Below are 12638 nucleotides of genomic sequence, written 5' to 3' on the forward strand. Positions count from 1 at the left end.
ACCGCCGGTGCTCCCCCGATCCTACTGATCCCGACCGTGCGGCTGGATAGGCTGAGGGGTATGGCAACGAATGCGTCTCGTGCGGTCGGAGTGGACATCGGCGGAACCGGCATCAAGGCCGGGATCGTGGATCTGGATGCCGGTGAGCTGATCAGCGACCGGGTGAAGGTCGCGACGCCCGAGGGTGCAGAGCCGGCCGACGTCCTCGCGGCGGTGAAGCAGGTGCTCGAGACTCTGGAGGCCCCCGCGGATCTTCCCCTGGGCGTCGCGTTCCCCGCGATCGTGAAGGGCGGCCGCACCCTTTCGGCCGCGAACGTCTCGAAGTCGTGGATCGGTTTCGAGGCCGAGAAGTTCTTCGAGCACGGCCTGTCGCGCGACATCCACTTCGCCAACGACGCCGACGTCGCCGGTATCGCCGAGGTGCGCTACGGCGCGGCCCAGGGCGTGAACGGTCTCGTCATCCTCACGACGCTCGGCACGGGCATCGGGTCGGCGATGATCTACGACGGCGTGCTCGTTCCCAACAGCGAGCTCGGTCACCTGCAGCGCGCCGGGCACAAGAAGGACGCCGAGCACTTCGCGGCCTACTCGGCCATGGAGCGCGAGGAACTGTCGTGGGACAAGTGGGCGAAGCGCCTGCAGTGGTACTACGACTACGTCGAGTTCCTCTTCAGCCCCGACCTCATCGTCGTCGGCGGGGGCGTGTCGAAGCACTCCGAGAACTTCCTCCCCCTGCTGAAGCTGCGTGCTCCCATCGTCCCGGCGAAGCACCGCAACAACGCCGGCATCATCGGCGCCGCGTCGCTCGCGGTGCCGGTGCCCGAGGCGCTGCCCGCGGTCAAGTAGATCCGGGGCCGGTGCCGTGGCATCCGGAAACCTTTCAGGCGGCGTCTGCCCGACGCAGGCTGACCGCGTTGCGCCACACGACGGGTGCCCAGTGGCCGCCCTCGCACGGCACCTCGAGCATGACCACGCGATCGTTGCCACCCGTCGCCCACGCGGGTTCGCGGGTGGCGGCCCGGTTGGGCCAGGTCACCCACGCCCATACGGGGCGCTTCTGCGCGTACCACTCGATGGGTCGCGCTCCCCAGGTCTCGGGCTGCAACGTGCAGGGGGCGATGGATGCCAACACCCGAGCGACCATCTCGTCGCTGACTCTCGTCGAACCCATGCACCGGACCCCTTCCCCGGCCGTGGTCGAGTGTAGAACATATGTCCGACACTCGGCATCGGGGGTGACCCGCGAGCGCGTCTAGCCGAGCAGCAGATGCACCCGCTCGCGCATGGCGGCGACGGCCTGCTGGCGCGAGCGCCCATTGCTCGGCGCCTGCAGGAGCTCCGCCGCGACCTCGACGAGGATCGCCGTGCCGAGGAACAGATCGGCCGCGCCGACGGCCCCCGAATCGCCGTCGCGGCTGCGCGTCGTCTGCAGCGCGGCCGCGGGCGTGCCGAAGCGCGCACGCACGATCGCCCGCTCGTCGGCGGTCGCGTCCCAGAAGGGTCGTCCTGTCGCGTCCGCCCGATCGATGAGATTGACCAGGAAGTCCCGTGCGTCGTCTTGTGCCACGACAGGTCTTCGGAGCCGCACGGCGCTCAGATGCCGACCGGACTACTGGTTTTCGGCGTGCGATCCCGAGGGGCGAATGGGCCGGCCTGTACGCCGGGTTCTGTCCGGGGGTCGAAACCCCGTGGACGGTCATCTCTCTCGGCGACACGTTGCCGTGCCGCTCCAGCGGCCTACCCGGGGACTCGGCGAGCCGCGTCGTCATCCCCTGTCTGGCCTTGCTCCGGACGAGGTTTACCTCGCGGGTCGTGTCACCACGACCCCGGTGGTCTCTTACACCACCCTTTCACCCTTACCCCGCACCCCGAGGGGACGGGGCGGTCTGCTCTCTGTGGCACTGTCTCGCGGATTGCTCCGGGTGGGCGTTACCCACCGTCCTGCCCTGTGGAGCCCGGACGTTCCTCGGCACGGGCGAACCCGTGACGCGACCGTCCAGCCGACCCATTCGCGCTCGCTAGTCTACGGGGCCGTGCCGCGCCGACACCGTCACCGGGCGACGAGCAAGACGCCACCGAGGATCGCCGCGGGCACTCCGATGACGAGCCCGAGCAGAATGGCGATGTCGCACCAGACCGAACGCCGCCGCAGACGTCTCCCCGCGGCGGCGACCTGCGTGCGGGGGAACACAGCGCGGGGGTCGGTGTACGGCACGACCTGCGTGCGGACTTCGGCACCCAGGAGGGTCGCGAAGCGCAGCAGAGCGGGCACTTCCGTGGCATCCCGGCCCCGCCGGAATCGGGTGGATGCCACGAGCAGGAGGTCGTCGACGACTTCGACGTCCCAGTTCCGTCCGTGCTCGAGGAGGCAGACGAGGACGTCGGGTGTGAGGACTTGGAGAGCGTCGCGCGCGTAGCCGAGAGGAGCATAGACCGCGAAGTGGCGATCCATCTCGCCCTCGAGGGACACCCGTTGCGCGCCCGGTAGCTCGGCTCGGAGGCGTCCGTTGCGCACCGAGTCGATCATGATGTGCGGCATCGGGCGGGGCAGCCGGAGAGCGAGGAAGCGGAAAGCGTGGCGCGGCCCGCGCGCGGCATCCCGTCCCCCCTCGAACGTGGCGACACCCAGGCGAAGCGGGGCATCGTCGAAAGGTGGCCGATACAGCTCGAAGGCGCTCCCGTACGAGGGATCGGCACCGGGGGCCCGCTCGGCGAAGAAGACTCCGCCCATCTCGAGAGGTGCGCCGAATCGCGCGTACGACAACCCCACAGAACGCGCGAAGCGGTGCAGGGCGAGTTCGCGCCGCACTCCGGCCGGATGGGCGACCAGTGCGGCCCCGAGCGCCAGCCCGAGGACACCCGCCCACAGGAGGACGACAGCGACCAGTCCCGCGAGCGTGTCGAGCCATGCGGCTCTGACGACCTCGAACTGCACGAGCGCCCACCCGACCAGGAGCAGGAGTCCGAGGGCGAGTGTGCCCACGCCCGTCGCGGCCAGGCGGTAGGCGAGCGGATCGGCGTCCCTCACCGCGGCATTCGAGGCGCGTCGCGGGTACGGCGGCAGCTCGATCACCCCTCGAGCGTACCGAGCGCCCGTCAGCCCTTGTCTGCGGTCGTGCCGACGCGGAGGTCGAGGGGGAAGTCGATGGGGAACGCTCCGAAGAGCAAGCGCCCGGCGAATGCCGCCGCCTCCCGCACCGCGTCGGCCACGGCATCCGCGTGCGCAAGAGGGGTGTGCACCACGATTTCGTCGTGCAGGAAGAAGGCGAGGTGCGGCGCCCGGTGGAACACCGGTCCCGACGCAGGCGCCGCGTGGGCGACATCCACCTCGGGGAACCTCGCGAGACGTGAGCGGAGGTCGGCCAGCCATGCCAGCGCCCACTCGGCTGCCGTGCCCTGGACCACGAAATTGCGTGTGAAGCGTCCGCGGTCGCGCGCGGATCGGCGCGCGCGTGTTTCGTCGATCCCGGATGCCGCAGCGTCGCTCGCCCGAGATTGCAGCGCGCGCCAGGACTCCCCAGCAGTGGGGGACGTCCGACCGAGCCAGGTGTGAACGACCCCGCCGTCCTCTCCCGTGCGCGCCGCGTCGTCGACCAGTTGCATCGCGCAGGGGAACGTGCTCCGCAGCCGCGGGAGAAGCCGTCCGCTCTCTCCGGTGGTGGCGCCGTACATCGCCCCGAGCATCGCGAGCTTCGCTTCGGCGCGGGTGGCGACGGCACCGCGCTCGACGATGCCGGCATAGAGATCGCGACCGGATGCCGCCTCGGCCAACGCCGTGTCACGTGCCATCGCGGCGAGGACGCGGGGTTCGAGCTGGGCCACGTCGGCGGTGACGAGCGTCCAGCCGGGGTCGGCCCGCACCGCGGTCCGCAGGGCGCGTGGGATCTGCAGGGCTCCCCCGCCCGACGAGGCCCACCGCCCGGTGACGACGCCGGCCGGCACGTAGACGGGACGGAACCGACCGTCGCGCACCCACTCGGCCAGCCACGCCCAGCCGTTCGCGGTGTAGAGGCGCATCTGCTTTTTATAGGCGATCAGTGGGGCGACGGCGGGGTGGTCGTGCTCGGACAGCTCCCAGCGGCTCGTCGATTGCACGAGCAGGCCGGCGCGGTGCAGGGAGCGCAGCAGTCGCGGCTGCGAGTCGAGCGAGGCTTTCGGGTCGCCGAGCGCGTCGCGGACGACGGCGGCGGTCTGCTCGATGCGCTCCGGGAGCCCGCCGCCGCGCCGCGGCCCGAGCTCGGTCTCCAGCAGGCGCTCGTGCGCCTCGACACTCCACGGCACGCCCGCCGCGTGCAGTTCGACGGCGATGAGCGCACCGGCCGACTCGGCGGCGGCCAGCAGCCGCAGGGCGCCGGGTGTCGCTGCGGCGGCGATGGCGCCATGCTGGCGCCGGTATTCGGCGACCGCTTCGTCGGCGGATTCGGGGACTCCGGATGCCGATTCCCCCAGGTCGAAGAGGGCGTCGCCCGCGTCGGGTGGGGTGGATGCGGCATCCCAGGCGGTCGCGCGGCGGAGCCCGGCGTCGCCGGTGACGGCCACGGCGTCGCGCAGGATCGCGTGCACCAGCCGAAGGTCCCACGCTCGTGCGACGCGAACGCCTGCATTGAGCAGCTCTGGGTAGGCGGTGGTGGTGTCGGGCCAGACCCAGCGCACGTCGCCCGCGTGCTCGCGCGCGCGGACGGCCGCGACGAGCTCGTCGACCTCGGTCGAGCGAAGCGGGTTCGCGTCGGCGTCGAGCTCGATCAGGACGGGGGAACCGGATGCCGCGCGGGCGACGACGACCGTGTCAGAGGCCACGGCCGTCTCGGGTCATCGGGACTCTTCGGTGCGGACGAGGATCGCGCCGCACTCGGGGCAGAACACGACCTCGTCTGTCTGCGCGCGGCGGACGACGGCGAGATCGCTCGGCGGAAGCACCATGCGGCACGCTTCGCACGCCCCGGCACGCAGGAGTCCGGCACCGTTGCCGCGCGAGGCGAGCCGCTCGTAGAGCCCGAGCAAGTCGGCGGGAACCGAAGCGGCCACGGCCTCACGATCACGGCGCGCGCCCTCGAGTCGCGTGGTCGCGTCGGTGACGGTGGATTTGGCCTCGGCGCTGAGCTGAGCGCCCTGCGCGTTGGTGTCGGCGATCACTGCCTCTTGCTCGGTGACAGCGGCATCAGCTGCCTCGAGCCGCTCCATGAGCGCGATCTCCATGTCTTCGAGGTCGCTCTTGCGCCGCTTGAGCGAGGTCAGCTCGCTCTCGAAGCCCTGGGCCTGCTTGGGGTTCGACGACGCGGCAAGTCGCTCGGTGTCGCGGGCGATGCGGGCGTCGACCACGGCGACGTCGGACTCGAGGCGCTTCAGTTCGGCGTTGATGTCGTCGCGGACGTTGGCGCGCGTCGAAAGCTCCTGCGTGAGCGTCGCCCTTTGCGCGATGAGCTCGCGCACGCGGTCGGCCTGCGGTGGGTTGCCGGCGACCTTCTCGTCACGGTGGATACGCGCGTCGAGGTCGGCGAGGTCGAGCAGTTTGCGCTGGTCGGCGGGATCGGCATTCACGTCCCCCACGCTACCCCGGGCCTCGGACATCCGCGGTACGCGTACCTGGTGCGCGGTCACCACCGAATCGGGTCGACCGGGTGGAGCGGTGGTGGCGAGGCTTCTTCGAGGATCCGCTCAACTATCCCCGCGTCCGTGCGCTCATGCTGTCGCCGGGGTAGTACCCCTCATAAAGGTCCTCCGCCGCATCGATGGTGCCGACTACACACAGATGAAGCAGCCGACGTATGTCATTGACATCGCGACCGGGGCGTCCTGCTCGAAGTTTCATCGCCAGCAGCGTCTCCGCCGAAGCGACCTCGATGACCACACCATCGGCGTCGTAGAGGTTCTCCCATTCGGCAGGGCGACCGATCCAGGGAGTTGCTCCGAGCTGGTCGACCTCGAAATTCAACCAATCCTTCGGCCATCCGCGTCGCTCGGCGACGCGCGCTGCCGCCTCGGCGACGGCATGATCGTCCTGGCTCGTCACCCCTGTTGCATCCAGGTCGTTTGTGGATTCCCGTTCGAAATGGCGGAGCGCGATTGCGGCTCCCCCGACGAGGCGGATGCCGACGCGATCCCCGCTGGCGACGAGTTCTTCGACGAGATCGCGCAATGCTGCGACGATGTCGTCCCGCCCGAGGATGGGCACCTCAGACGCTCGCGAGGGTGTCGCTCCAGATGAGGACACCGTGCTCGAGGAATTCTTCCGGTACGTCGCCGGGGCCAGGGCGCGGGTCGGCGGGGTCTACCTCCAGTGTCCTCGGTGACGGGAGGTGCCGGTTCGGTGTCTTGGTCCATTCCGGATGCGGCAGATTCTCTTCATTGAGGCGAAGAGAGACGAGCGCGGCGAGCGCGGAGTCCCACACGGCTTCCCCGGTGGGCTCCGGCTCGGCCACCACCAGCACTCCACGGATGAGCCCGCGTTCGGCCTGAAGGTCGTCGCTGAGTTGGATGAACGCGCGAAGCGCGCGGTGTCGATCGCCGCGCCGCAGATGCGAGCGAATGGACGACGCGGCAGTCGCGACATCGTCGCGACGAGTGGGGGCAGAGTACAACCGGTGGCCGGTCGCGCCGAGAATGCGCTCGACCGTTCCATACTCGAGCTCGCCCGCACTCTCGGCGCGCGAAATGCGCCCCTGATCGACGTGAAGCCGATCGGCGATGGCCTTCTGCGTGAGATTGCGGCTCTTGCGAGCGGCGCGAAGCAGCGGTGTCGCGGTCGTCACGTGCCCTCCAATATGTACTACGTGCCATATTACAAGGTTCCCGTCTCGGTGGATCGACGGGGCCGATTAGGATCGGACGGACCAGGGCCTTTAGCTCAGCTGGTAGAGCGCCACGTTTACACCGTGGATGTCGTCGGTTCGATCCCGGCAGGGCCCACCCCTTTCAGTCGCACTGTCTTTTCTCTCCTGGGATCATGGGCGGATGGACCAGCTCACTCCGATCGACCTCGAGACGTGGCCCCGACGTCAGCACTTCGAGCACTACCTGCGCTCGTCGCCCTGCACCTACGCGATGACCGTCGAGATCGACGTCACCGACTTCGTGGCGGTTCGGCGCGCATCGGGGTGCCGCACCTCCATCGCGCAGATCTGGGCCATCGCGTCGATCGTGAACCGGCATCCGGAATTCCGAATGCGCGTCGACGAAGCGGGCGCGCCCGCCGTCTGGAACGTCGTCCACCCGGCCTTCACGGTCTTCCACGCGGAGCGGGAGACGTTCGCCTGTCTCTGGGTGCCGTACGACTCGGACTTCGCGGCCTTCCACGCGAGCGCCGAACAGACCATCGCCGCGCACGCGAACAGTCTCGACTTCTTCCCGCAGGGTGAGCCGCCCCGCAACACCTTCGACGTATCGAGCGTGCCGTGGACGAGCTTCACGGGCTTCACCCTCAACATCGAGAACGGCGCGTCGCACCTCGCCCCCATCGTCACCATCGGGAAGTACGTCGAGCGCGGCGAGCGCCTGTTCATGCCCCTCTCCCTGCAGCTCCACCACGCGGTCGCAGACGGATTCCACGCGGCCCGACTGGTCACCGAGCTCGAGGACCTGATGGGCGCCCCGACCTGGCTGACGGCGTCGCGTTAGTTCAGGATGTTCACGCTGCGCGAGATCACCAGCGCGAGAAGGATGAACCCCGACACCGCCTGCACCATCATGAACAGCTTCGCGCGCGTGCTGAGGGGCATGACGTCGGTGGGGCTGAAGGCCATGGCGTTGGATGCCGAGAAGTACAGGTAGTCGACGTACCCGGGCGCCCAGTCCTCGGTGTCGGACGAACGGCGGGCAACCTCGCTCACCGCGTCGCGGTCGGAGTCCTGCGGGAATTGGAAGTCCGCGGGCGGAAGCTCGTCGCGTGCGTCGCGACGGCGAGCGATGGGCCCTCCGCGGTCCATCTCCCAGTAGACGACGGCGTAGCCGATGACGTTGATCGCCCATACCTGCGCAGCCCCCAGCAGGGTGCCGGCCCCGCTTCCTTCCCCTCGCAGCAGCTGCTGGATGAGCAGGAAGAACGCGACCTGGTTCGCCACGAGCAGCACGGCGGTGAACGCCAGCGCGAACCCCCTCCCGACCGCCGACTCGCGCGACAGTCGGGAGGGGTTGGTCACGACCATGGGGATGGCGCACAGCACGCCGGCGATGACGACGACGTAGCGGAGCACGCCGGACGCCTCATTCGGCAGCACCGCGTACAGCCCCGTACCGACGGCCAGGGCGATCAGGACCGGCCAGCGATGCTCCGGCCGGGTGCGGAAGCCCTCGCGCTCATGGGTACTCACGGGCTCAGGGTAGACCTGCGTCCTCGAGCGCCTTGTCGCGGCGCGGGGGCTGCAGGCGTTCTCGACGGGCATCCACTCGTCTCGACATCGAACCGTCTGCGCGCAGGGCGAGGATCGCTCGCGCCCGCCGCGCATCCGATCCCGTTCCGACTCGCTAGGCTGGACGCTGGTTGATTGTGCGGAGCGAACAAGGGTTGCCGCACTCGTATGGCGATTCTCTGGCATGACCTGCCAGACGACGAAAGGTCTTCCGTGACTGTTCACGACCAGGATCCGTATTCGCAGGGGCCGCAGGACAGCGACCCGGAAGAGACCGGGGAGTGGCAGGAATCCCTGCGCCAGCTGGTCCAGGCGAAGGGTCCGGCTCGCGCTCGCGAGATCATGCTGAGCCTGCTCAAGGGCTCGAAAGAACTGCACCTGAACGTGCCGATGGTTCCGACCACCGACTACATCAACACGATCTCGCAGAAAAACGAGCCCGAGTTCCCCGGCGACGAGGAGCTCGAGCGCCGCTACCGCAAGTGGATCCGCTGGAACGCCGCGGTCACCGTGCACCGCGCCCAGCGTCCCGGCATCGGCGTCGGCGGCCACATCTCCACCTACGCCTCGTCGGCGGCGCTCTACGAAGTGGGCTTCAACCACTTCTTCCGCGGCCTCGACGACCCGTCGGGTGGCGACCAGATCTTCATCCAGGGCCACGCCTCCCCCGGCGCCTACGCCCGTGCCTACCTCGAGGGCCGTCTCACCGAGGCGCAGCTCGACGGCTTCCGTCAGGAGAAGTCGCAGGCGCCCAACGGCATCCCGTCGTACCCGCACCCGCGCCTCATGCCGGAGTTCTGGCAGTTCCCTACCGTGTCGATGGGCCTCGGCCCGATCAACGCGATCTACCAGGCGATGTCGAACAAGTACCTGTCGAACCGCGGCATCAAAGACGTCAGCGACTCGCACGTCTGGGCCTACCTCGGCGACGGCGAGATGGACGAGGTCGAGAGCCGCGGTCAGCTGCAGGTCGCGGCGAACGAGGGCCTCGACAACCTGACCTTCATCGTCAACTGCAACCTCCAGCGCCTCGACGGCCCGGTGCGCGGTAACGGCAAGATCATCCAGGAGCTCGAGAGCTTCTTCCGTGGTGCCGGCTGGAACGTCATCAAGGTCGTCTGGGGCCGCGAGTGGGACGACCTGCTCGCCCGCGACACCGAGGGCGCGCTGCTCAACCTCATGAACAGCACCCCCGACGGCGACTACCAGACCTACAAGGCCGAGAACGGCGCCTACGTGCGCGAGAACTTCTTCGGTCGCGACCCGCGTGCCCTCGAGCTCGTCAAGGACTACACCGACGAGCAGGTCTGGGGCCTCAAGCGCGGTGGCCACGACTACCGCAAGGTGTTCGCGGCGTTCAAGGCGGCCAAGGAGCACAAGGGTCAGCCCACCGTCATCCTGGCGAAGACGATCAAGGGCTACGGCCTCGGTCCGCACTTCGAGGGTCGCAACGCGACCCACCAGATGAAGAAGCTGACACTCGACGACCTCAAGTCGTTCCGCGACGCGATGGACATCCCCGTCACCGACGCGCAGCTCGACGAGAACCCGTACCAGCCGCCGTACTACAACCCCGGTGAGCAGGACGAGACGATCAAGTACATGCTCGAGCGTCGTCGCGCGCTCGGCGGGTTCCTGCCCGAGCGCCGCACCACGCACGTCGGTTTCGAGCTGCCCGGTGACGCCGCGTACGCGCTGCCCAAGAAGGGATCGGGGACGCAGGAGATCGCCACGACCATGGCGTTCGTGCGTCTGCTGAAGGACCTGCTGCGGGTCAAGGACTTCGGTCACCGCATCGTGCCGATCATCCCCGACGAGGCGCGCACGTTCGGTATGGACGCGTACTTCCCGACGGCGAAGATCTACAACCCCAAGGGTCAGCACTACACCTCCGTCGACCGCGAGCTGCTGCTGGCGTACAAGGAGAGCCCGCAGGGTCAGATCATCCACGTCGGCATCAACGAGGCGGGCGCCCTCGCGGCGTTCACCGCGGCGGGCACGGCGTACTCGACCCACGGCGAGCCGCTGATCCCGGTCTACGTCTTCTACTCGATGTTCGGCTTCCAGCGCACGGGCGACGCCCAGTGGGCGGCCGGCGACCAGATGGCTCGCGGCTTCATCATCGGCGCCACGGCCGGTCGCACCACCCTGACCGGTGAGGGCCTGCAGCACGCCGACGGCCACTCGCAGCTGCTCGCCTCGACGAACCCGGCGACCGTGTCGTACGACCCGGCCTACGGTTACGAGATCTCGCACATCGTTCGCTCGGGCATCGAGCGCATGTACGGCGGCAACCACCCCGACCCCAACGTCATGTACTACATGACGGTCTACAACGAGCCGTACGTGCAGCCGGCCGAGCCCGAGGGTGTCGACGTCGACGGCATCGTCCGCGGCATCCACCACATCTCGGCGGGCGAGGGTGATGGTCCCCGGACGCAGCTGCTCGCTTCGGGCGTCGGTGTGCCGTGGGCCTTCGAGGCCCAGCGTCTGCTGAAGGACGACTGGGGCGTGACGGCCGACGTCTGGTCGGTCACCTCGTGGAGCGAGCTGCGCCGCGACGGTCTCGCCGCTGACGAGCACAACTTCCTGCACCCCGAGGAAGAGCCCCGCGTGGCCTACCTCACCGACAAGCTGAAGGAAGCCGACGGCCCCGTGGTCGCCGTCAGCGACTGGATGCACGCGGTGCAGGACCAGATCCGCCAGTGGGTCCCCCAGAACTACTGGACCCTCGGCGCCGACGGCTTCGGCTTCTCGGACACGCGTGCCGCGGCCCGTCGTTTCTTCAAGATCGATGGTCCGTCGCTCGCCGTCCGTGCCCTGCAGGCGCTGGCCGCCGAGGGCAAGGTCGACGGCGCGGTCGTGGGTCAGGCCATCGAGAAGTACCGCCTGCACGACGTCAACGCCGGTACCAGCGGCAACGCGGGTGGCGAGGCCTGAGCGCGTGACGAGCACCACCGACGGGTCCGGTTCCGCCTCCATGGGCGGGGCCGGGCCCGACCGGTCTGCGGGCGCGGTCGCGGCCGCCGCGCAGGAGAAGGCCGACACCCTCACCTGGCTGCGGCGCATCTCGGGCGATCTCGCGACGGCGACCATCCAGCGCCTCGAAGAGACGCTTCCCTGGTATGCCGAGATGCCGCCAGCCCGGCGGTCCGCCGTCGGGCTCGTCGCCCAGGCCGGCATCACCTCGTTCCTGCAGTGGTTCGAGGAGCCGGCATCCACTCCGGCGATCGCCGCCGACATCTTCGCCGCGGCCCCTCGTGAGCTTCTGCGCAGCGTCAGCCTGACGCAGACCCTGCAGCTCGTGCGCGTCACCGTCGAGGTGATGGAAGAGCGCGTCGCCGGACGCAGCGAGAAGGTGCGCGAGGCGATGCTGTCGTACTCGCGCGAAGTCGCCTTCGCCGCGGCCGACGTCTACGCACGCGCCGCCGAGGCCCGGGGCCTCTGGGACGCTCGCCTCGAAGCGCTCGTGGTCGACTCGATCCTCACCGGCGAGGCCGACGACGAACTCCCCAGCCGCATCGCCGCGCTCGGCTGGCACGGCCACGGAGAGGTCGCGGTGCTCGTGGGCACCACTCCCCCGCAACTCGACGTCGACCAGGTGCGTCGCACCGCGCGCAAGCTCGGCGTCGACGTGCTCATCGGCGTGCAGGGCTCGCGCCTGGTGCTGGTGGTCGGTCGTGCCGACCTGCCGGCGCGCGGTGGAGAGGATTCCGCCGAACTGCCCTTCCCCGAGATCGCCAAGCGTCTTGAGCCCGGTTTCGGGTCGGGCCATCTCGTCCTCGGACCGGCGGTCCCCGCGTTGGTCGACGCCGGGCAGAGCGCTCGTGCCGCCCTCGCCGGCTTCGCCGTCGCCCGCGCGTGGCGTCATGCCCCGCGGCCGGTGGAGGCCGATGATCTTCTGCCCGAGCGCGCCCTCGCTGGCGACGCCGTTGCGAAGCAGACGCTGGTGGATCGCGTCTACCAGCCGCTGCAGGCGCACAGCGCCGATCTGGTGGCGACGCTGTGGAGCTACCTCGACAACGGGCGCTCGCTCGAGGCGACGGCGCGCGAGTTGTACGTGCACCCCAACACGGTCCGCTATCGCCTGAAGCGCGTGTCGGAGGTCATCGGATGGGATGCCACGGGCCCCCGGGAGGCGCTCATCCTGCAGACCGCACTGATCCTGGGATCGATCGGAACGGATGCCACGCGCCGTCGCGGACCCGTGGGTCGACGGTCGCCCCTGGCGCGCTGATGCACGGCGCGCACAAAGACACGCCGTATATCTGTGTCGATATCTCCATAAGCGTG

Annotated in this window: 12 protein-coding genes, 1 tRNA gene and 1 other RNA gene; 5 read left to right on the forward strand and 9 right to left on the reverse strand. The window is 69.3% G+C overall.

The features are described 5' to 3' along the window. Window positions 1-60: 60 nt before the first annotated feature. Entirely contained in the window at window positions 61-846 is a 786-nt protein-coding gene (gene ppgK / locus OVA26_RS10070; RefSeq protein WP_268104010.1) for a polyphosphate--glucose phosphotransferase, read from the forward strand. A gap of 34 nt (window positions 847-880) precedes the next feature. Here ppgK and OVA26_RS10075 read toward each other — a convergent pair whose 3' ends face one another. The 8 genes from OVA26_RS10075 to OVA26_RS10110 form a co-directional block, all read right to left on the reverse strand. Next, the gene (locus OVA26_RS10075; RefSeq protein WP_143017854.1) at window positions 881-1171 is read right to left on the reverse strand and encodes a hypothetical protein; all 291 of its coding nucleotides are present in this window, start codon (window positions 1169-1171) and stop codon (window positions 881-883) included. An 81-nt stretch (window positions 1172-1252) separates the two neighbouring features. Beyond that, complete coding sequence (locus OVA26_RS10080) at window positions 1253-1567, reverse strand: hypothetical protein (protein ID WP_268104011.1); 315 nt, start codon at window positions 1565-1567, stop codon at window positions 1253-1255. Window positions 1568-1640: 73 nt separating this feature from the next. Beyond that, window positions 1641-2008, reverse strand: an RNA gene (rnpB, locus tag OVA26_RS10085) — RNase P RNA component class A. A gap of 42 nt (window positions 2009-2050) precedes the next feature. Then, window positions 2051-3073 (reverse strand): hypothetical protein, encoded by a 1023-nt coding sequence (locus tag OVA26_RS10090; protein WP_268104012.1) that lies wholly within the window; start codon window positions 3071-3073, stop codon window positions 2051-2053. Between the two features lie 23 nt (window positions 3074-3096). Further along, window positions 3097-4797 (reverse strand): bifunctional 3'-5' exonuclease/DNA polymerase, encoded by a 1701-nt coding sequence (locus tag OVA26_RS10095; protein ID WP_268104013.1) that lies wholly within the window; start codon window positions 4795-4797, stop codon window positions 3097-3099. Between the two features lie 12 nt (window positions 4798-4809). Then, a complete protein-coding gene (locus OVA26_RS10100) occupies window positions 4810-5538 on the reverse strand; it encodes a zinc ribbon domain-containing protein (protein WP_056231456.1) in 729 nt (242 codons plus the stop codon). A gap of 121 nt (window positions 5539-5659) precedes the next feature. Next, window positions 5660-6172 carry a hypothetical protein gene (locus OVA26_RS10105; protein ID WP_056231451.1) on the reverse strand — a complete coding sequence of 171 codons (513 nt, stop codon included), beginning with the start codon at window positions 6170-6172 and terminating at the stop codon, window positions 5660-5662. Window position 6173: 1 nt separating this feature from the next. Further along, window positions 6174-6749, reverse strand: coding sequence for a helix-turn-helix domain-containing protein (locus tag OVA26_RS10110; RefSeq protein ID WP_056231447.1), 576 nt, complete (start codon window positions 6747-6749; stop codon window positions 6174-6176). A gap of 84 nt (window positions 6750-6833) precedes the next feature. Between OVA26_RS10110 and OVA26_RS10115 the strand changes: the two genes are divergently transcribed. Beyond that, window positions 6834-6906: transfer RNA gene (locus OVA26_RS10115), tRNA-Val, on the forward strand. A gap of 45 nt (window positions 6907-6951) precedes the next feature. Beyond that, the gene (locus tag OVA26_RS10120; protein WP_074694975.1) at window positions 6952-7614 is read left to right on the forward strand and encodes a CatA-like O-acetyltransferase; all 663 of its coding nucleotides are present in this window, start codon (window positions 6952-6954) and stop codon (window positions 7612-7614) included. Here OVA26_RS10120 and OVA26_RS10125 read toward each other — a convergent pair. After that, the gene (locus OVA26_RS10125) at window positions 7611-8306 is read right to left on the reverse strand and encodes a DUF1345 domain-containing protein (protein ID WP_056231440.1); all 696 of its coding nucleotides are present in this window, start codon (window positions 8304-8306) and stop codon (window positions 7611-7613) included. The genes OVA26_RS10120 and OVA26_RS10125 overlap by 4 nt on opposite strands. Before the next feature lie 252 nt (window positions 8307-8558). On the opposite strand from OVA26_RS10125, the gene aceE reads away from it, so the two are divergent. Both aceE and OVA26_RS10135 read left to right on the forward strand, forming a co-directional pair. Beyond that, window positions 8559-11285 carry a pyruvate dehydrogenase (acetyl-transferring), homodimeric type gene (gene aceE, locus OVA26_RS10130; RefSeq protein ID WP_074694976.1) on the forward strand — a complete coding sequence of 909 codons (2727 nt, stop codon included), beginning with the start codon at window positions 8559-8561 and terminating at the stop codon, window positions 11283-11285. A 40-nt stretch (window positions 11286-11325) separates the two neighbouring features. Then, window positions 11326-12582 carry a PucR family transcriptional regulator gene (locus OVA26_RS10135; protein ID WP_056232370.1) on the forward strand — a complete coding sequence of 419 codons (1257 nt, stop codon included), beginning with the start codon at window positions 11326-11328 and terminating at the stop codon, window positions 12580-12582. Window positions 12583-12638: the final 56 nt, after the last annotated feature.

Source organism: Microbacterium sp. SL62 (assembly GCF_026672635.1).
Taxonomy (GTDB): Bacteria; Actinomycetota; Actinomycetes; order Actinomycetales; family Microbacteriaceae; genus Microbacterium; species Microbacterium testaceum_A.

Excerpts from the sequence above, each read along its gene's own strand:
- OVA26_RS10135 (WP_056232370.1), top strand. The coding sequence starts at position 11,326 with ATGGGCGGGGCCGGGCCCGACCGGTCTGCGGGCGCGGTCGCGGCCGCC.
- OVA26_RS10120 (WP_074694975.1), top strand. The coding sequence starts at position 6,952 with ATGGACCAGCTCACTCCGATCGACCTCGAGACGTGGCCCCGACGTCAG.
- ppgK (WP_268104010.1), top strand. The coding sequence starts at position 61 with ATGGCAACGAATGCGTCTCGTGCGGTCGGAGTGGACATCGGCGGAACC.
- OVA26_RS10075 (WP_143017854.1), bottom strand. The coding sequence starts at position 1,171 with ATGGGTTCGACGAGAGTCAGCGACGAGATGGTCGCTCGGGTGTTGGCA.